This window comes from Mesorhizobium sp. NPDC059054, assembly GCF_042739215.1.
Classification (GTDB): Bacteria; Pseudomonadota; Alphaproteobacteria; order Rhizobiales; family Rhizobiaceae; genus Mesorhizobium.
This window is the reverse complement of sequence record NZ_JBHYHV010000002.1, coordinates 162,550-180,992: the sequence shown is the minus strand read 5'-3', so window position 1 is coordinate 180,992 and position 18,443 is coordinate 162,550. Positions and strand designations below refer to the sequence as shown.

The following is an 18,443-nucleotide window of genomic DNA, read 5'->3' as shown; positions in this document are numbered from 1 at the left end:
TAAGTTGAATTAACATACAGGCTGCATGTATGCAAGAGGTGAACTCACGTCGATCCAATCGGGATCGCACCGAGGCCACGCGCGGCGATCTGATCGCAGCGGCACGCCGGCTTTTCACCGAAAAATCCTATGCGGAAACGGGTACGCCGGAGATCGTGGCTGCGGCCGGCGTCACGCGCGGCGCGCTCTACCACCACTTCACCGACAAGCAGGCCCTGTTCCGGGCCGTGGTTGAGGCTGAGGCGGCAGCGGTCGCGAACGCGATCGAACAGGCAGCTCCCCGCACGCTTTCGGCGCGGGACGCACTGCTGGCCGGCGGCGAGGCCTATGTCGCGGCCATGCGCCTGCCTGGCCGCACGCGGCTCCTGCTGCTCGATGGGCCAGCGGTGCTTGGCCGTGCGGAAATGGACGATATCGACGGCCGGCACGGCAACCGCACCTTGCGCGAAGGGCTCGCGGCGGCGATGCGGGCCGGCGATTTGCCCAAATTGCCTCTGGAGGCGCTGACGTCCCTGTTGGGAGCGGCGTTCGACCGTGCTGCGCTCGCGGTCGATGCCGGCGCTCCCGCTGGCGACTATCGGGCTGTACTGGCCGCGGTCATCGACGGACTACTACGCCGACCCTGAGCCTCTCTTGAGCGTTTCTCGCGCTCGCTCATGTGCTGCAGCGTCGAACAGACCTTCGGCAACTCCTGCTTGAATTGTTCGATCAGCCAGTTGCCGGCTGGTCCCGGCGGAGAGTCCACCCTGTAGAAAGCGTGCAGGTCATAAGCACGTTCCGGATAGGGTTCGAGGTCGAGAATCTTCAGACGCCCGGCACCGACATCTTCCAGGATCATCCAGGTCGGCAAGCCGCCCCATCCGAGACCCGACAGGATCAGATCGCGCTTGGTCGACACGTCGGTCATGCGCCAGGTGCGATAGGCGAAGACACCGAAGTCCTTGCCCTCCGTCATCTTGGAAACGTCCGAGACGACGAGCTGGATGTGCTGGCGCACTTCCGACAGCGGCACCCTGCCCTTGTAGGTCGCAAGCGGATGAGCGGGCGCCGCCACTGGCGTCATCGACGTGTCTCCGACCCGCACGGAGACCAGTTCGTCGCTGATCGCCTGCGGTATGCCGCCAATGCTGAGATCACACTGACGGCGCAACAGCTGGTCCCAGGTTACGCCGATCGCACCCACATTGAGCTTCAACGCCACGGACGGGAATTCCGCTTCGAAGCCGGCGAGCACCCTGACCAGCGCCGGCGACGGTGTCGTCACGTCGACCGCGATCGTCAGCTCCGCCTCCAGTCCGCGCTTTAGCCCGTCGGCACGGGCGCGGATATCCTGCAAAACGCCGACCATGCGACGTGCATCGGCCAGCATCGCCTTGCCTTCGACGGTGAGCGTCGGCTCGCGCGTGCCTTCGCGGGTGAAGAGCTTGAGTTCGAGCTGTGCTTCCAGATTGGCGATCGTGTAGCTGATTACCGATTGCGCACGGTTGAGATGCCGAGCCGCACCGGAGAAACTGCCGGTCTCAGCTACCGCCAGGAACACCTGCAACTGGTCGAGGGTTGGATTCGCCTGCATGATCCATCCAATCTATGGATATATTCCATAGATATTTTCCCAATTTTTTAGATCGATGTCGAGGACTATTTCTATCTCCGAAATCAGGCGGTTGTCCGCCACCACCCAACGGAGAGCTGAAATGTCCAATATCCTTCTCGTGACCTCGAGCCCACGCGGCGAGGCATCGCATTCCACCCGTGTCGCCACCGAGCTGGCCGACAAGCTGCAGGCCGCCCTGCCCGAATCTACACTGACCAAGCGCGACCTCGTCGCGAACCCGCTGCCGCATATCGAGCCGGACTATGCCACCGGCATCTACACGCCTGCTGAAGCCCGCACGCCACGCCAGACCGATCTGGTGGGTGTCTCCGATGTCGCCGTCGACGAGTTGTTCGCAGCCGACCACATCGTGCTTGCCACCGGCTTCATCAACTTCTCGATTTCCTCGACGCTGAAGTCGTGGGTCGATCACATCTCGCGCTCTGGCAAGACCTTCTCCTATAGCGCGAACGGCCCGCAGGGCCTGGTCACCGGCAAGAAGGTCTACATCGTCCTGGCCTCCGGTGGCATCTATTCCGAAGGCCCTGCCGCGGTCATGGACTTCGCCGTGCCCTATCTGAAGAGCGTTCTGGCCTTCAACGGCATGACCGATGTGGAAGTCATCCGCGTCGAGGGCGTCGGCATGGGTGAGGATGCGCTGAATGCCGCGCTCGCCAAGGCCGGAAAACAGGTCGACACGGTTGCCGCATCGGTGGCTGGATCAGCTCTCCCTGCTGTCGCGGCCTAACAGGGTCGACCAAAAGCAACAGCCGCCGTGTCGCCACGGCGGCTGTTGTGTTTTGGCCCAAGCCAGGGCGGCGGGATTAGCCGAAAATACGCTCACCTTGCTCATCTATGAGCTGAACGCCCTTTTTCAGCGTGATATCGACGGCATCATCAAGCCCGGCAAAGCGGTCGGCGCGAATGAAACGGTGCTCCTTCACCACGCCATCGATCTCCTTGGAGATGACGCCGCAGGTCTGGTACTGCCCGTCCGCCTTGTAGGGCGTTGCGGCAATGGTGAAGCCCTTGTGCTCGATTTCCTTGACGGCCTTGCCCGGAGCTTCCGGCTCGCTGCTGCCACCACCGCCGAAAAGACGTTTCAAAAAAGACATGGGCGACCTCCACCGGTTCAACAGCGCGGCAGAACGGAAAGCAGCCAGCGCGGGTTCCACCGTTCAGTAGCGGTCCTGACGGCGACGGGCAAGCACGGCGAGGTTACCGCCGTGCTTGCCCGTCGCTTTGAAAATGCTGTTGGCGGCGTAGAGCGCCGCGCGTCCAATAGGACGCGCAAAGGACGCTCTAACATTTTAGTCTACGCATCGTGCTTTCCGAAAATCGATGCCGATTTTCGGGCCGATGCGCTAGCGCTTGACCAGCGCTTCCAGCGCCTCGGCCGTATCCTTCAGGATGCTGGCGGCCTCGGCCTGCTTGTCCGCCGGTGCTTCGATGATCTCGGCAAGAGCGGCGCGCAGACGGCGGCGCAGCAGCCTGAGTTCCGGATTGCGGCGCTCGTCGCGGTCATGTCGCCGGTCACGATCGTCGTCCCAGCCGAACCATTCGCGCGCCTTGGCCATCTTGGCGCTGACCCGCTCAAGGTGTTCGAGCGCACGCTCGACCATGTCGCGGTTTTCCTCCAGATGCGCCGCGCCGGCTTCGGTGATGGAAAACACCTTCTTGGCGCCTTCGGTAGACGAGACGGCATAACCAGCCTCTTCCAGGAAAGTCAGCGTCGGGTAGACCACGCCGGGGCTCGGGCTGTAGATGCCTGAGGAGCGCTCCTCCAGTGCCTTGATGATGTCGTAACCGTGACGCGGTGCGTCCGACAGCAGCGAGAGCACGATCAGCTTGAGGTCGCCGTCGCCGAACATGCGGCCGGCTCTCAGCATCTCGGCCGGGCCGCCATGGCCACGCCGGCCATGGCCAAAGGGACCAGGACCGCCGCGGCCGCCGCCGAAACGACCGGCCATGTGCCAGAACGCGCGCTCGGCGCGCTCCCCGAATGAATGATGTCTGTGCATTTAAAACTCCATGCGTTATGTCTTACGATATATCTTAATTAAGATCGAGTGATTGATGAGTCAAGATATATCTTACGATGCATCTCACGTGGATTGAAGGAGGTATTGATTCACAGGCATGCCCCCGCTATATGGGCCGTGAAGGCGATCGCCTCTCCGTAAGCGTCTGACGTCAAGCAACGCATCCAACCCCGGTTCGGCCGGGCTGCCCAAAAGGCGCAAGGATGCCCTGCCATGAACCGGACCTTTTTCGGAAAACTCTCATGACAACCGATATTGCCTCGCGCAGGAAACTGCCCGCGCGTTATGCTGCCGTCATCAGCCCGCTTGTTCTTTCGCTGCTGATGACCTTCATCGTCTCGTTGATCTCGACGCTGAAGAGCCTCGGCCTCCAGCCATCCATGCCAGGCATCTGGATGGTCGCCTGGGGCCTGTCCTGGCTGGTCGCCTTCCCTACCTTGCTCATTGTCCTGCCGATCGTGCGCCGCATCGTCGGCGTGCTCTGCGAGCCGGTACGTTGAATGGAGGTGCCTAGAGCATGATCCCGAACCAAAGGTCAGCGAAGCAAAAAGTGGGAACCGGTTTCGGAAGAGATCATGCTCCAACAATGAGTTAGATCAGGATGGCGATTCAACCAAACGCCATCCTGATCTAACCACCTCCCTTTTTCAGGCCAGATGAAGCAGCACTTCCCGCCGGTGCGGGAGGTTGCGGTGTTCGAAGAGGTAGATGCCCTGCCATGTGCCGAGCCCGAGACGGCCACCGATGACGGGGATCGAGATCGAGACCATCGTCAGCGCGCTCTTGATGTGAGCGGGCATGTCGTCTGCGCCTTCCAAGCGATGAACGAGATAGTCCATCGACGGATCATCCGCCGGCGGCACCAACCTGCGGAAGAAGGCTTCCAGGTCGCGCCTCACATCCGGGTCCGCGTTTTCCTGGACGATGAGCGAGCAGGACGTATGCCGCACGAAAGCCGTCAGCAGGCCGGTCTCGATCCCGGCCTCGTCCACGAAGCGCGCTGCCTGATCCGTGAACTCATAGACCCCGGGACCGCTGGTCGCGATGGTGAGCTGTTTTTGCGTGCCGGCCAGTGTCCCGGTGCCTCTATTGCTGTGTGGTCAAGGCCAGCTTTGCGCCAAGGGCCACAAAGGCAGCGGCGAAGCTGCGTCTCAGCCACGTCATCACGCGCGCGCTGCCGATGATCCGGTCGCGCACCGAAGCAGCGCACAGGCCATAGATCGCGAAGATGATGAAGGTTGCCGCCATGAACACGCCCGACAGCTCCAGCATGCGCGCCAGCACATTGGGTTCGTTCGGCGCAATGAACTGCGGCAAGAAGGCGACGAAGAAGATGGACAGCTTCGGATTGAGCAGGTTGATGAGCACGCCGTCGACCAGGACCTGGCGGACACTGCGAGCATCGGGTTTCGCCTCGACCTTCAGCGCACCATGCTCGCGCAGGCTCTGCCAGGCCATGTAGAGCAGGTAGGCGACGCCGGCATATTTCACGATCTCGAAGGCGATGGCGCTGGCATGCAGCAGCGCCGCCAGTCCGGTCAGCGCGGCCACCAGATGCGGCACGATACCGAGGGTACAGGCGAAGGCCGCCAGTACGCTGGCCCGGCCACCGCGCGAGAGCCCGGCGGCAAGCGTATAGACGACGCCGGTGCCCGGCGAGGCGACGATGATCAAGGTTGTGAGCAGGAATTCGGGCGACATGGCGTCTCTTCACCTGGACTGTTCGGTTGAACCTTGCTGACGTACCACACTTGGCGACGCGCCATAAAGACCGCGGAACTGGCGACCGAAATGCGAGCGCGAAGCATAGCCGGCCGCACTGACGGCAGCGGTGACATTGCCCTCGCCCCTGGCAAGGACATCATGGGCAAGCTGCATGCGTGTGGCGGAAAGCACCGCCCGAAGCGAGGTACCTTCGCCCGCAAGCTGTCGCCGCAATGTCGAGGCACCCATGCCGAGCGCCTGGCCAAGCAATTCGGCCGTCCAGCGCCGCGCGGGTGCCGAAGCGACGAGCAAGGCAACACGTTCCGGCAGGGAGACTTCGAAAAGCCAGGCCGCGGCCGGCACGTTACGGAGCAGCAGCAGCACTTCGGCCAGCCTGTGCTCGGCCAGCATCGCCGCATGGCCCGATGCGGCAAGTACCGGCGCGGCGTGGGAAAGCGCAGCAACCAGGTCTTCCGTCAGCGGCACGCGCAGATCCAGCCCCAAAGCAGGGGCTCGCGGTGGCCGACCAAGGCGACGCACGGATTCCGGCACATGATCCATTTCGACGATCAGCGATTCATAGATGCCGCTCGTCTCGGCCGGCACATTGACCACATCGAAGGCCCGGCCATGCGGAAAGACGAACACGTCACCCGCTTCGAAACGCTGGCCGGCATCGCCCAGCCAGATTTCCTTGGAACCGCTGAGCACGATGCCGATAAGCGGCTTTTCGTTGCTGATCCGGGCGAGTCGCTCGGCCGTAAAGCAGCAATAGCTGAACAGTTGCCGCCCATGTGGATGCATGCCGGGTTGTTTTTGCGATCGAGCCGGATCGAGTGCGAGCGGTCGCAAAGCCAGCAACAGGCGCTCGGCAAGCCGGGACGATTTGGTGTCGTTCATGCGTAAAGCCTAACCACCGGCAATAGCCTATGCAATACGGATGAGCGTTTCGGGCACAAGATTCAAGCGCCTCCGGCACCACCCATACCACACCGAACTGTAAATCTCGATCCACCGTCAACACAGGATCGAACGACGATGCTCAGAAATTTCATGTTCGCAGCGGCAATCGCCGCCACCGCAGGCACTGCAAATGCCGCGCCACAGGTTGAATTGTGGCGCCTCGATTGCGGCCGCATCGCGGTCAACGATCTCAGCGTCTTTTCCGACACCTTCGCCTATGCGGGCGAAAAGAAGACACTGACCGACAGTTGCTACGTCGTCCGTCATGGCAACAACTACATGCTGTGGGACACCGGCCTTCCCACCGCCCTGCTCGGTAAACCACTGGCTTCCGACCAGGTGCTGACGCCGACGCTCGACCGCACGGTTTCGGATCAACTCAAGGAGATCGCCGTCAAACCTGAAGCCATCGGTCGGATCGGCATCAGCCACTATCATTTCGACCATGTCGGCCAGGCTGCCGACTTCCCGAAGGCACGCCTGATGATCGGCAAGGCCGACCTGGAAGCACTGAAGTCGAATCCGGCACCCTTCGGCGCCGAACCCTCCCTGCTCGCCCCCTGGCTCAGCGGTGGCGCGGCGGTGGACACGATCGAGGGTGACATGGACATCTTCGGCGACGGTACTGTCGTCATGCTGTCAGCGCCCGGCCATACGCCCGGCAGCCACGCATTATTGGTCCGGCTCGCCGAGAAAGGGCCCGTACTGCTTAGCGGCGACGTCGTCCATTTCGAGAAACAGTTCGAAACAGATGGTGTTCCACCCTTCAACACCAACCGGGCCGACAGTCTTGCCTCGATGGCGCGGCTGCGATCGATGGCCCGCACGCTCGGTGCAACCCTGGTCGTCCAGCATGACGCCGACGACATCGCCAAGCTGCCGGCCTTCCCGGCCAGCGCGAAATAACCAACCTAAAAAACAACCCAGCCAATGACTTGGCCGGGTTTTCCGAATCTATTCCCGAGATTGTTGAATCAGTTTGTCCGATCGGATTGCATCCGATCAACAGCCTCACGCCCGCAAACGCGTCCCTTCCATTCATCGCCAAACTGCCGCACTGTTGCCTTGGGTTGGGTATCGTTGTCCTCGCGTTTTGACGAAACCCACCCTTGCGCCCTCCAATTGTCACGATCGAGCCAACTGCAGTTGCCAAGGGCGCCGGTTTGACTCCCACTTCGGCAGTTTCTGCGCTGCAGGCCAACAATAAGGATCTGCCCCTTGGCATCGGGGCATCCTGCCTGTTGCATTTGTTATTGCTGGTCGGCCTGATGCTACTTCCCATCCCACAAGCCTTGCGACTACCGCCGATCGAAAGCATCAAGGTCGACTTCGTGCCACCGCCGCAGGCACCTCAACCTGTGCAGCAAAGTGAACCGACCGCAACGCCGAAAGCCCTGCCGAGCACTCCTACTGTGCAGCCGCTCGTCCAGGCACCGCGCCCCACAACGACCCAGCCGCCGTTGATCAAGGCCGAAAAACTCTATTCCGCACAGGTTCTCGCCGACCCGCGCAGCCGTGGTGCACGCAAGGCCTTGCCTCAGCTGGCGCCACAGGAGCGTGTCATCCAGCTCTGCAACATAGAGGCTTTGGCGCAATTGCGTCGGCAGCGATCCGGTTTCCAGCCCGACTTGGTCGTTCCATACGCAATGAAGGATACGAAGGTGACAGGTCAGCTACTTGAGGCAAAAGGCGCGGCGATACGCAGCAAGAAACACTGGTACGGGCTCGCATTCAACTGCGAGGTCGCGCCGGACCTCAAGACTGTCGTCGCATTCGAATTCTTGCTCGGCGCGGAGATTCCGGAACAACAATGGGCAGACCACAATCTGACCTTGGATGACGGCCCTGGCGATTGAGCAGATCAGCCTGCGATGGCCACCGTCAATCTTTGGGCCTTACGCATTTCTTGTCACGAAACAGCGCCCATTCCTCGCAGACGCGGCCATTGGGCAAGTGGCAATAACCGGTCTGGTTGCCGCTGGCATCCGTGCGGATCTTGGATTTGCCGCCAATCTTCACGCAATGAACCGAAGCCGGATTGGCCATGCCGATCTTCTTGGCGGCTTGCGCATCCTCGATTGCCATAAGCGGCAAGGACGCAAGGCAGGCAACTGCCATCAAAACATTGCGCATCAAGGGGCCTCCAAAGAAAAAGCCCGGGACATGCCCGGGCTTGGTTGTCTTAGCTGTCGAGGAAGCTTCTCAGCTTGCGGCTGCGGCTCGGATGCTTGAGCTTGCGCAGCGCCTTCGCCTCGATCTGGCGGATACGTTCGCGTGTCACCGAGAACTGCTGGCCGACTTCTTCCAGCGTGTGGTCGGTGTTCATGCCGATGCCGAAGCGCATGCGCAGCACGCGCTCTTCGCGCGGCGTGAGCGAAGCAAGCACCCGCGTGGTGGTCTCGCGCAGGTTCGCCTGGATCGCCGCGTCGATCGGCAGGATCGCGCCCTTGTCCTCGATGAAGTCGCCAAGATGCGAATCCTCTTCGTCGCCCACCGGCGTCTCGAGCGAAATCGGCTCCTTGGCGATCTTCAGCACCTTGCGCACCTTTTCCAGCGGCATGGCGAGCTTCTCGGCCAGTTCTTCCGGGGTCGGTTCGCGGCCGATCTCGTGCAGCATCTGGCGCGAGGTCCGCACGATCTTGTTGATCGTCTCGATCATGTGCACCGGAATACGGATGGTGCGAGCCTGGTCGGCGATCGAACGAGTGATCGCCTGCCTGATCCACCAGGTGGCATAGGTCGAGAACTTATAGCCACGGCGGTATTCGAACTTATCGACCGCCTTCATCAGGCCGATATTGCCTTCCTGGATGAGGTCGAGGAACTGCAGGCCGCGGTTGGTGTACTTTTTCGCGATCGAGATGACGAGGCGAAGATTCGCTTCCACCATCTCCTTCTTGGCGATTGCCGCTTCGCGCTCGCCCTTCTGCACCTGGTTCACGATCTTGCGGAATTCCAGGATCGAGATCGCCGTCTCGGTGGCGAGGTTCTGGATCTCGGAACGCAGGTCCTGGATCGCGTTCTGCTCGTTCTTGGTGAACTCTTTCCAACCGCGCGTCGTCAGGTTGGCGATGTTCCCGATCCAGTTCGGATCGAGCTCGGAACCCTGATATTCCCTGAGGAATTCCTCGCGGCGCACACCATAGCTTTCGGCGAGGCGAAGAAGCTTGCCCTCGTTCTGCACCAGGCGCTTGTTGATGTCGTAGAGCTGCTCGACCAGTGCCTCGATACGGGCCTGGTTGAGTGACAGCGACTTCACTGCCGTGATCAGCTCGTCCTTCAGCTCCTTCAGGCGCCGGTCCTGGCTTGGCGAAAGCGTGCCGGCCGCGGCGAGACGATTCTCGACCTGCTGGTCCTGGAGCTTGCGCAGCTTCTTGTAGGTGTCGGCGATGACGTCCAGCGTCTCCATCACCTGCGGGCGAAGCTCGGCTTCCATCGCCGCCAGCGACAGGCTCGCCTCGTCCTCGTCCTCTTCGTCTTCCTCAAGGCCGCGGGTATCGCCGCCGACATTGGTGATATCGTCCTCGTCGTCGCCACGACGGCGACCCGCCTTCGGCTCTTCCTTCGGCTTGGCGTCTTCATCGACACGCTCGACGACCGGCGCCTGCTTGCCTTCAGGACCGGCATAGGTGGCTTCGAGGTCGATGATCTCGCGCAGCAGGATCTTGGCTTCGTTGAGCTCGTCGCGCCAGATGATGATGGCCTGGAAGGTCAGCGGGCTTTCGCACAGACCCGCAATCATGGTCTCGCGGCCAGCCTCGATGCGCTTGGCAATGGCGATTTCGCCTTCGCGCGACAGCAACTCCACCGAACCCATCTCGCGCAGATACATGCGCACGGGGTCGTCAGTGCGGTCGGTCGGCTCCTTCTTGGCGACGGTGGCCACCGCCGTGCCGGTCTGTTCGGCGAGCTCGTTGGCGTCGTCTTCCGAAGAATCGGCGCTTTCGCCCTCGGCATCGTCGCTCTGTTCGTCGTCCTCGACGACGTTGATGCCCATATCGTTGAGCATCGCATTGATGTCTTCGATACGGTCCGGGTCCGTCTCTTCAGACGGCAGCACAGCATTCAGCTCGTCCAGCGTGACATAGCCGCGCTTCTTCGCGGCCTTGATCATCTTCTTGACAGCATCGTCGGAAAGGTCGAGCAACGGGCCGTCAGTCGTGCCCTCGCGTTCGGTTTCGACCTCTTCCTTTTCCTTAGTCGCCATTCTAAGTCTTCTCCAGGCGGCCATCCAAAGGGCCGCTTCGCTGCTGACAAATCAGTTGCGCTCGTTCACAAACGCGTCTGCCAAGCCAGTACCTGCTTCTCACTTAACTCCAGATTAACCCTGATATCTGTGGCGGGCTTCCCTTCCCGTCCAGTGCATACATCGTCATTTAGCGCCGATGCTGGGCATGGGTTAACGTTTCGAATCGTCCTGATTCCGTCATTCTGCCAGAAGGTCAAGCGCCTCTCGCATGATTCGCCTTAAAAAAGCGAATCAATTAGGCGCGCCTGATTGGTTGGCTATGCCCTGCCCGCCCGGCCGGAAGATATGCCAAACCCTTCGATCAATGCCTCTGTTGCCTGCACGTCGCGGAACTGCGCCTGGATCTCGACCAGATGCCGATAATTCTCTTCGGTGGGATCGCTGGCGAGCGCCGCTTCGGCCTGCTTCAGCTCCCTATGTAATGTGCGTTGGCTGCGGTGCAAGTGCAGCACCTGGTTGAAGGCGTCGCGCGCATCGTCAATCGCCGCGCTTTCCAGCGCCGGCCACTGCCGCGTGCGTCGGATCAGCGCCACCGCGCGCTCCCACACTTCCCGGCAACCGGTTCGGTCAATCACCTCGATGATGGTGTCGCGGTCGCTGGCCTGGTCGTGCGCCAGCGCATCGAGCAATGCGGCGTGCAGCCGGCGCAGGTCACTGTTGGCGAGATCGAGGAACTCCACATGTTCGAAATTCTCGTCGATCAGCGCCGGATGGTTGACGAGCGCCACCACCACGGTCGCCTCGCGCACCGACATCACCTCGCCAGCACGCTTCACCAGCGCCGAGCGGCCAAGGCTCTCGGTGATCGCACTACGCCCGGCAGCGGCCGCCCCGCGTGACCACTGCCCGCCCTGCCGGCCACCTTGCCCTCGTTCGCCCGGACGTGACGGGCGCGTGCTACGTTGCGGTGCAAAGAAACTCTGCACGCGCTCGCGCATCTCCTGTTGATAGTGATAGCGGACACTTTCATCGCGGATGCGGCTGGTGATCTCGCGCAGCGTCTTTTCGAGTTCAGCGCGGCGCTCCGGCGTCTCGAAGACTTTGCCCCCAGTCTCACGCATCCAGATCAGGTCCGCCAGCGGCCGTGCTTCGGTAAGCACGGCACGGAAGGCGTCCGGTCCATCAGCCTTGACCAGGTCGTCGGGGTCCTTGCCTTCGGGCAGAAGCGCAAAGCGTGCGGTGCGCCCGGACTGGATTGACGGCAGGATCAGGTCGGCGGCCCGCCACGCGGCTTTGAGGCCGGCGCCGTCGCCGTCGAAACACAGGATGGGCTCGCCCGACATGCGCCACAGCAATTCCATCTGGTTTTCGGTGAGCGCCGTGCCGAGCGGCGCCACCGCGTTCTCGAAACCGGCCTGCGCCAACGCGATCACATCCATATAGCCTTCGACGGCAATCACCGTGCCGCCGCGCGCCACGTCCTTGCGGGCACGCGCAAAATTGTAGAGCACGTTACCCTTGTGAAAGAGCTCGGTCTCGGGAGAATTGAGGTATTTCGCCGAAACATCTGCCGACATGGCGCGTCCGCCGAAGGCGATGATGCGGCCACGCGAATCCGGGATCGGAAACATGATGCGGTCGCGGAACCGATCATAGGAAACCGGAATGTCATCGCCGAACACCACCAGCCCACAGGCCTCGATCTGCGCCTTCTCGACACCTTTCGAGGCCAGGAATTCTTTCAGTGCGTTGCGGCTGTCCGGCGCGAAACCCAGCCGAAATGACTGCTGCGTCGCGGGCGTCAGGCCTCGGTCGCGCAAGTAGGCACGTGCCTTGGCCCCTTCGGAGCCATGCAGTCGCTCCTGGAAGAAGGCAGTCGCCATTTCCATGACATCGGTCAGGCTGGCCCGCTGTTTTTCACGCTGCTCAGCCTGTTCGTCGCGCGCCGGCATCGGCACGCCGGCCATGTCGGCAACGCGCTCGACCGCTTCGGGAAAGCTCATGCCGTCGAGTTCGGTCAGAAAGCGGAAATGATCGCCCGAAACGCCGCAGCCGAAACAGTGATAGCGCCCCTTCTTGTCCTCGCAATGAAAGGACGGGGTCTTTTCACCGTGGAACGGGCAGCACCCCCAATAGTCGCCGCGCGATGCGTTCGTCTTCTTCCTGTCCCACGGCACGCGCAGCCCGATCAGCGAGGAGATCGGCACGCGGTCGCGTATCTCATCGAGGAAGGTTGGGGGAAAGCGCATGGCGATCATATAAGCACGGCCACCCGAACTGGCTATCGCTATCGCTGGCAATGCCCGGTTTTCACAGATGGTATCGGCAAATAAAAAAGGCGGCCCCTGTTGGCCGCCTTTTGTTTGAGAAGAGCTCTCCGCTTAGCGCGCGGCAAGCACGCCGGCGATCAGACCGGTCGCGATGCCAACGAGCAGATATTCGTCACCGACACGGATCCACTGCTGGCCGGCGCCCGGGCGACGCAGGCCATAGCGATGATAGTCGCGGATGCCCTGGTAGCGTTTCCATTCCCGATAGCGCTGGCCCGACTTCCAGCGCGGCTCGCGCACCACTTCCTTGCGAACAATCACCCGCTTTTCGACGGTGCGACGATCGTAGCGTCTGTCATAGCGCCGGTCGCCATGCCGCCGCTCTTCATAACGGCGATCCTTGCGAATCGGCTCCTGCCACTGAACCGTGGTGACATTCGACTGCGGCACGGTGATCGCCGCGACCGGCGCGGCAAAGCCCTGCAGGGTCGATGCCGCCAGCATCGAAACGGCCATGGCCGAGAGAATAAGACGTTTCATGGTGTAACTCCTCGTTTGTTCGCATAACGGAATAGAGCTCACAACATGAACCAAAACTGAATGCCAGCATTACAATTTCGTAATGAACATAGGCGTTTAGGGCATGTTTCGCACGTTTCTCAATATCAACTCGGTCGTTGCTCCGTGAAGCAACCATTTGCAACGCCTGGCCGGCTTACGCGTTTCACGTTTCACGATGGCGCCCCGCGCTCTGTCCATGTTCAAATCCGACACCGGTCGCCGCTTGTCGGAGCGTGGCGACGTCAACAGAAATTTATTATCCGGCTAATGTAAGAATCGGCTGTTTTGCCCTATATGTGAACCTCATGACCCGCGCCATTTCAGATCGGGCCGACGCCAGTTTGACGCCACCGGCCACGCATTCATCCGCATGCGGATTGCGATGCGCTGCCAATTGTGCACCGAGGACGTGCCCATGAGCGGCTCGGTCGTTCTTCTGCATCTGGCCGGTGCTGTGGCGCTGATGCTGTTTGCCACGCGCATGGTGAAGACCGGGGTCGAGCGCGCCTATGGTGACGTCCTGCGGCTGAAGCTGCGCGGCACGATGAAGAATCCGCTGCTGGCGGTACTGGCAGGCACGGCGCTGGCGATCGCGCTGCAGAGTTCTACCGCCGTCACGCTCCTGGTCGGTTCGTTCGCCGGAGCCGGCATCGTTTCGGGCATGGCGGGACAGCTTGCCGTGCGCGGCGCCGAGATCGGCTCGGCACTGGTCGTCAAGCTGCTTACCTTCGATCTCTCGCTGATCGTACCGATCTGCCTGATCACCGGCACGATCATGTTCATGGCCACCGAACGGCGAGACTGGCGCCAGATCGGCCGCATCCTCATCGGCGTCGCGCTTCTGCTTTTGTCACTGGAGATGATCGGCCAGGCTTCCGAGCCGCTGCGCGAAAGCGAGCTGCTGCCCGTCATCATCGACTATTTCAAGGGCGACCCCGTCACCGCCTATCTGCTGGCTGCGCTCGCCACCTGGTTGTTCCAGTCAAGCATCGCGGCCGTGCTTTTGATGACCACGCTGGCAGGACGTGGTTTCATCCCGCCGGAACTCGGCATCGTGCTGATTCTGGGCGTCAACCTCGGCTCTTCGATCATCGCCCCTCTGCTCACCCGCAATGCCGAGCCAGCCGTGCGCGTCGTGCCGGTCGGCAATCTTCTGATGCGCGGTCTCGGCTCGCTGGTCATGCTGGCGCTGTTTCTCTCCTTCAAGCCGCCGGTGACGTTCCTGGGCAGCACCGGGCCGAACCAGATCGTCAACGCCCATATTCTGTTCAACGTCATCATCCTGCTCGCAGGTCTGCCGCTGGCTGGCCTCGTGTACAATGTCTCTCGGAAAATCGTCGCGCTGGGTGCGAAGAATGCTCCGGCGGATGCCTTCCAAGTGACCGAACTTTCGGCACTCAACGAGGCCGCGCTCAATGTGCCCTCACAGGCGCTCGGCAACGCCACCCGCGAAGTCGTGCGCGTCTGCGAAACCGTCGAGATCATGCTGAAGCGTGTCATCGACCTTTACGAACAGGCCGACGAAGACAAGATCAGGGCGCTTGCGGCGCTCGATGACCGGGTCGACCAGAAACACGCCGCCATCAAGCTCTATCTCGCCAAGGTCACCAAGAACTCGCTGACCGAAGACGAGGCGTTACGCTGCCAGGAACTCATCGGCGCCTGCGTCAAGCTCGAGCAGGTCGGCGACATCATCGTGCGCAACATGCTGCCCCTGGTCCGCAAGAAGATGGAACGTGGGCTGGAGTTCACACCCGAGGGCTGGCGTGAGCTTACCGCTTTCCACGCTTCGGTGCTTGCCAATGCAAGGCTTGCCTTCAACGTGCTGGTTTCCAGCGACGCCGAAACCGCGCGCCAGATCGTCGAGGAGAAAGACCGGCTGCGCGACCGTGAGAAGCAGACCAGTCAGGCGCATTTCCTGCGCCTGCGCGACGGCTCGCCCAACAGCATCGAGACCAGCACCATCCATCTCGACACCATCCGCGACCTGAAGCAGATCAACTCGCTGCTCGCCTCCATCGCCTATCCGGTGCTGGAAAAGCGCGGCCTGCTCAGCGATTCCCGGTTGCGGGCAAGCTGACAGTCGGGACTATCCAGAAAAACTAAACCCTGATCCACGATTTCTGGATTGCCTGTCGGGCCTGAACATGTTCAGAGGCCCTTCACAAGGCCTTTTTGAGCAGTGCCATGCCGCTTCCGCTGATTGCCCTTTTCCTTGCCGCCTTTGCTTTCGGCACGACCGAATTCGTCATCGCAGGCGTGCTGCCGCAAGTGGCCGAAGGTTTGAACGTCTCGGTGCCGAGCGCCGGCTATCTCGTTTCCGGCTATGCACTCGGCATCGCCATCGGCGGGCCGTTGCTGACACTCGCTACCTCGAGGGTCTCGCGCAAGACGCTTTTGATCGCACTGGCGGTCGCCTTCACCATCGGCCAGGTTGCCTGCGCCGTGGCGCCCGATTTCCTGTCAATGCTGGCGCTGCGCGTAGCGGTCGCCGTCGCGCACGGCGCCTATTTCGGCGTCGCCATGGTGGTTGCCGTTGGCCTGGTGCGCCCTGAACAGCGCGGCATGGCGATCGCGCTCGTCCTGTCCGGCCTCACCGTCTCCAACGTCATAGGCGTGCCGGTCGGCACCGCGATCGGCAATCTCTGGGGCTGGCGCGCCACCTTCTGGGTGATGAGCCTGTTGGGTGTCGCCTCCCTTCTGGCAATGGCAGTTCTCGTTCCCCGCGCCACCGGGTCTTCCAAGAGACCGGCAGGCCTGGCGCAGGAAGTGCGTGCGCTGGGCCGTCAGCAGGTGTGGACCTCGCTCATCCTCATGCTGATGCTGATGCTATGCCAGATGACACTCTACACCTACATCACCCCTTTCCTCGAGGAAGTGACCGGCCTGACCAAGGCGCAGATACCGTGGGTGCTTCTGCTCAACGGTGTCGGCGCCACCATTGGCGTTTTCGTCGGCGGGCGATTGGCGGACTGGAAGCTGATGCCGTCGCTCATAACCATGTTCGCGCTGCAAGCAGTGATGCTGACGATCATCTATCTGGTCAGCCCCTACCCGCTGCCGATGATCGTCGCGATCACGCTGTGGGGAGCGCTCAACTTCTCCATCGGCGCGCCGATCCAGGCCCGTATTCTGTCCTGGACGGCGGATGCCTCAAATCTCGCCTCTTCGCTGATCCCGTCAGGCTTCAACATCGGCATCGCGCTTGCCTCTTCGCTCGGCGCAGTGGTCCTCAGTGCCGGCTACGGTTATCGCATTCTGCCGGTACTCGGTATTGTCGCCATGGTCGTGGGTTTTGCCGTAGCGGTCACCTCCTTCGCTGCTGAACGCCGCAGCGGTCTGCGGCCACCCCTGCCCGCGGGTGCCGCGGAGTAATCGCGAGAAGGTGCCTGCCTACCAGATGTATGGAATCAGCCGATAACGCACGCGGCGGCTGTAGTCGTCATAGTCGACGAACTGGCGCCGCAGTGCCTTTTCCTCGTTAACGGAACGCCATGCCAGGGCGATGCTGAGCACGAGCGCGCCCCAGAGACCGGTCCAGGACCCGAGCAGCAGCGGCATGCCGAAGAACAGGAGCAGCGCGCTCGAATACATGGGATGGCGCACCAGCGCGTAGGGTCCGGTATCGATCACCGTCTGGCCTTCCTGGATCTTCACCACAGGTGCCGCGAAAGTATTGACGTTGAAGGTCCAGAAGCAGCCCGCATAGTTCGCGAGGACCAGGAGAGCCCCCACCACCTGCAACCAGAGTGGCACGGCAGTGAAGTTCGAACGCGCCGCATCCCATGGCATGAAGGCGAACCACAGGCAGAAGGCGAGCACGAACAGTGAAAGCCAGACCTTGTCCCATCCCTCCTGCCCCTTCTGGATCGGCGAGCTCATCCGTTCGCGCAGCAGTTGCGGACTGCGTCGCGAGAGCCAGGCGATAAGGGCGACACCGCCGCCCCCAAACAGGACGATCATGATCCAGCCCGCGGGATAGGCGAGCGTGCCGGCAGCCAGGAAGGTGACCACCGCCATGAAGACCATCCACAGCAACAGCTGCAGATAGTAGCCGACCAGCGTTCTCTGGCCTTTGGCTTGCGATGTCATGTCAGAACCTCATTGTCCCACGGCGCCGCCACGTGGTGCGGCGATCCAGCCGACATACGTCAGATAAAGCCCCACTAGCGTGAGCAGGCCGAAACCTGCCTGGACCAGACCGAGATGCGGCATCGCGGCTGCCGCGCCATGGTCGATCAATTCCGGTGCCGCCATCAGCACGGCCCCACGTAGCGCCAGGAACCAGCCGAACACCGAAATCAGGATGGCAGCGAGGCTGCGCCAATATTGGTGGAAGGCGATGATGACGAGGCCGCACAGCAGCAAAAGTCCTCCGGTCATCCAGACGACGATCCCGTTCTCGAAGAACCCGGACAGCGTCTGCCCCATCGTCGGCGCGCGGTAGATGATGGCGCCGGTGGCGATCGCCACATAGGGACCGATGACGCGAGCGAACGCCCGCGTGCGTATTTCAGCAACAGATGGGCTTGGCATGGAATGCCTCCTGGAAAGCCGACAGGTGCGGACGAGGCTGCCGCAAGCCGGATTGCCGTAACCGGCCGAACCGGTATACATTTTCAGCATATCAAGTATATTCGGAAAATGTCGAATATGTCAATTATGGATGGTCCTCGGCAGCGCTTCATTGACGACATCGCCCGGCTTTTCGTGCCCTGGGGCGTGCCGATGACGGCCGCTCGCCTCTATGGCTACATGCTTCTCATGCCCGATGCCGTCGATCTCGACCGCATCGCCGCCGATCTCGAAATCAGCAAGAGCAGCGCCAGCGTCGCCGCGCGCCTGCTCGAGCAATACACGCTCGTCCGCCGCCGCAGCGTGCGGGGCACCAAGCGCATTCTCTACGAGGTTTCCGAGAATTATGAAGAGATGCTGGCCCAGCAGAACCGGCTGCTGGAGGCGCTGGCCAACCAGTTGCTGAAGGGTACGGAGGCCAGCCCTTCGGACAAGGTTCGGTCACGGCTGCGGGATATGGCCCGGGTCAATTTCGCCGCCCGCGATGCGATGGACGAGATGCTGCGTTCCATGAGCGCCAAGCGCGGTGGCGAAACGACCTGAAA

General features: G+C 61.8%; 20 protein-coding genes. 8 read left to right on the top strand and 12 right to left on the bottom strand.

All coding sequences use genetic code 11. The features are described from left to right. Positions 1 to 29: 29 nt before the first annotated feature. Positions 30 to 626: a helix-turn-helix domain-containing protein gene (locus ACFWXH_RS08695; protein WP_379119288.1), complete on the top strand. Its 597-nt coding sequence runs from the start codon at positions 30 to 32 to the stop codon at positions 624 to 626. On the opposite strand, the gene ACFWXH_RS08690 is transcribed toward ACFWXH_RS08695, so the two are convergent. Then, positions 575 to 1,573 carry a LysR family transcriptional regulator gene (locus tag ACFWXH_RS08690; protein ID WP_379119286.1) on the bottom strand — a complete coding sequence of 333 codons (999 nt, stop codon included), beginning with the start codon at positions 1,571 to 1,573 and terminating at the stop codon, positions 575 to 577. The genes ACFWXH_RS08695 and ACFWXH_RS08690 overlap by 52 nt on opposite strands. A 121-nt stretch (positions 1,574 to 1,694) precedes the next feature. Here ACFWXH_RS08690 and ACFWXH_RS08685 point away from each other — a divergent pair, with 121 nt between their 5' ends. Next, positions 1,695 to 2,342, top strand: a complete 648-nt coding sequence (locus ACFWXH_RS08685; protein WP_379119284.1) for an FMN-dependent NADH-azoreductase — start codon at positions 1,695 to 1,697, stop codon at positions 2,340 to 2,342. A 76-nt stretch (positions 2,343 to 2,418) separates the two neighbouring features. Here ACFWXH_RS08685 and ACFWXH_RS08680 read toward each other — a convergent pair whose 3' ends face one another. Together ACFWXH_RS08680 and ACFWXH_RS08675 are read right to left on the bottom strand one after the other, a co-directional pair. Next, positions 2,419 to 2,709, bottom strand: a complete 291-nt coding sequence (locus ACFWXH_RS08680; RefSeq protein WP_379119282.1) for an HlyU family transcriptional regulator — start codon at positions 2,707 to 2,709, stop codon at positions 2,419 to 2,421. 249 nt (positions 2,710 to 2,958) lie between these two features. Then, positions 2,959 to 3,615, bottom strand: a complete 657-nt coding sequence (locus tag ACFWXH_RS08675) for a PadR family transcriptional regulator (protein ID WP_379119280.1) — start codon at positions 3,613 to 3,615, stop codon at positions 2,959 to 2,961. A 263-nt stretch (positions 3,616 to 3,878) separates the two neighbouring features. Between ACFWXH_RS08675 and ACFWXH_RS08670 the strand changes: the two genes are divergently transcribed. Beyond that, entirely contained in the window at positions 3,879 to 4,136 is a 258-nt protein-coding gene (locus ACFWXH_RS08670) for a DUF2798 domain-containing protein (protein ID WP_379119278.1), read from the top strand. A gap of 147 nt (positions 4,137 to 4,283) precedes the next feature. Here ACFWXH_RS08670 and ACFWXH_RS08665 read toward each other — a convergent pair whose 3' ends face one another. From ACFWXH_RS08665 to ACFWXH_RS08655, 3 genes are read right to left on the bottom strand one after another with little or no spacing between them, the layout of a single operon-like run. Next, on the bottom strand, positions 4,284 to 4,709 hold the full coding sequence (locus tag ACFWXH_RS08665; RefSeq protein WP_379120878.1) for a secondary thiamine-phosphate synthase enzyme YjbQ: 426 nt from the start codon (positions 4,707 to 4,709) through the stop codon (positions 4,284 to 4,286). A gap of 13 nt (positions 4,710 to 4,722) precedes the next feature. Beyond that, complete coding sequence (locus ACFWXH_RS08660) at positions 4,723 to 5,337, bottom strand: LysE family translocator (RefSeq protein ID WP_379119276.1); 615 nt, start codon at positions 5,335 to 5,337, stop codon at positions 4,723 to 4,725. Positions 5,338 to 5,346: 9 nt separating this feature from the next. Then, entirely contained in the window at positions 5,347 to 6,240 is an 894-nt protein-coding gene (locus tag ACFWXH_RS08655; protein ID WP_379119274.1) for a helix-turn-helix domain-containing protein, read from the bottom strand. Between the two features lie 138 nt (positions 6,241 to 6,378). Between ACFWXH_RS08655 and ACFWXH_RS08650 the strand changes: the two genes are divergently transcribed. Both ACFWXH_RS08650 and ACFWXH_RS08645 read left to right on the top strand, forming a co-directional pair. Then, positions 6,379 to 7,209 (top strand): N-acyl homoserine lactonase family protein, encoded by an 831-nt coding sequence (locus tag ACFWXH_RS08650; RefSeq protein WP_379119272.1) that lies wholly within the window; start codon positions 6,379 to 6,381, stop codon positions 7,207 to 7,209. A gap of 203 nt (positions 7,210 to 7,412) precedes the next feature. Then, the gene (locus ACFWXH_RS08645; RefSeq protein ID WP_379119270.1) at positions 7,413 to 8,159 is read left to right on the top strand and encodes a DUF930 domain-containing protein; all 747 of its coding nucleotides are present in this window, start codon (positions 7,413 to 7,415) and stop codon (positions 8,157 to 8,159) included. Positions 8,160 to 8,184: 25 nt separating this feature from the next. Here the strand turns inward: ACFWXH_RS08645 and ACFWXH_RS08640 are convergent, their stop codons facing one another. The 4 genes from ACFWXH_RS08640 to ACFWXH_RS08625 all read right to left on the bottom strand — a co-directional run bounded on the left by ACFWXH_RS08640 (position 8,185) and on the right by ACFWXH_RS08625 (position 13,302). Continuing rightward, the gene (locus ACFWXH_RS08640) at positions 8,185 to 8,436 is read right to left on the bottom strand and encodes a DUF333 domain-containing protein (protein WP_379119268.1); all 252 of its coding nucleotides are present in this window, start codon (positions 8,434 to 8,436) and stop codon (positions 8,185 to 8,187) included. Positions 8,437 to 8,485: 49 nt separating this feature from the next. After that, complete coding sequence (gene rpoD / locus ACFWXH_RS08635; RefSeq protein WP_054310686.1) at positions 8,486 to 10,510, bottom strand: RNA polymerase sigma factor RpoD; 2,025 nt, start codon at positions 10,508 to 10,510, stop codon at positions 8,486 to 8,488. A gap of 299 nt (positions 10,511 to 10,809) precedes the next feature. Further along, positions 10,810 to 12,750 (bottom strand): DNA primase, encoded by a 1,941-nt coding sequence (dnaG, locus tag ACFWXH_RS08630; protein WP_379119266.1) that lies wholly within the window; start codon positions 12,748 to 12,750, stop codon positions 10,810 to 10,812. A 123-nt stretch (positions 12,751 to 12,873) separates the two neighbouring features. Beyond that, the gene (locus ACFWXH_RS08625; RefSeq protein ID WP_379119264.1) at positions 12,874 to 13,302 is read right to left on the bottom strand and encodes an RcnB family protein; all 429 of its coding nucleotides are present in this window, start codon (positions 13,300 to 13,302) and stop codon (positions 12,874 to 12,876) included. Between the two features lie 436 nt (positions 13,303 to 13,738). On the opposite strand from ACFWXH_RS08625, the gene ACFWXH_RS08620 reads away from it, so the two are divergent. Together ACFWXH_RS08620 and ACFWXH_RS08615 are read left to right on the top strand one after the other, a co-directional pair. After that, a complete protein-coding gene (locus ACFWXH_RS08620) occupies positions 13,739 to 15,403 on the top strand; it encodes a Na/Pi cotransporter family protein (RefSeq protein ID WP_379119262.1) in 1,665 nt (554 codons plus the stop codon). Between the two features lie 107 nt (positions 15,404 to 15,510). After that, positions 15,511 to 16,698: an MFS transporter gene (locus ACFWXH_RS08615; protein ID WP_379119260.1), complete on the top strand. Its 1,188-nt coding sequence runs from the start codon at positions 15,511 to 15,513 to the stop codon at positions 16,696 to 16,698. An 18-nt stretch (positions 16,699 to 16,716) separates the two neighbouring features. Here the strand turns inward: ACFWXH_RS08615 and ACFWXH_RS08610 are convergent, their stop codons facing one another. Beyond that, a complete protein-coding gene (locus ACFWXH_RS08610; protein WP_379119258.1) occupies positions 16,717 to 17,415 on the bottom strand; it encodes a methyltransferase family protein in 699 nt (232 codons plus the stop codon). 9 nt (positions 17,416 to 17,424) lie between these two features. Then, on the bottom strand, positions 17,425 to 17,859 hold the full coding sequence (locus tag ACFWXH_RS08605) for a hypothetical protein (RefSeq protein WP_379119256.1): 435 nt from the start codon (positions 17,857 to 17,859) through the stop codon (positions 17,425 to 17,427). A 117-nt stretch (positions 17,860 to 17,976) separates the two neighbouring features. On the opposite strand from ACFWXH_RS08605, the gene ACFWXH_RS08600 reads away from it, so the two are divergent. Beyond that, positions 17,977 to 18,441, top strand: a complete 465-nt coding sequence (locus ACFWXH_RS08600; RefSeq protein ID WP_379119254.1) for a GbsR/MarR family transcriptional regulator — start codon at positions 17,977 to 17,979, stop codon at positions 18,439 to 18,441. The last annotated feature ends 2 nt before the right edge of the window (positions 18,442 to 18,443 follow it).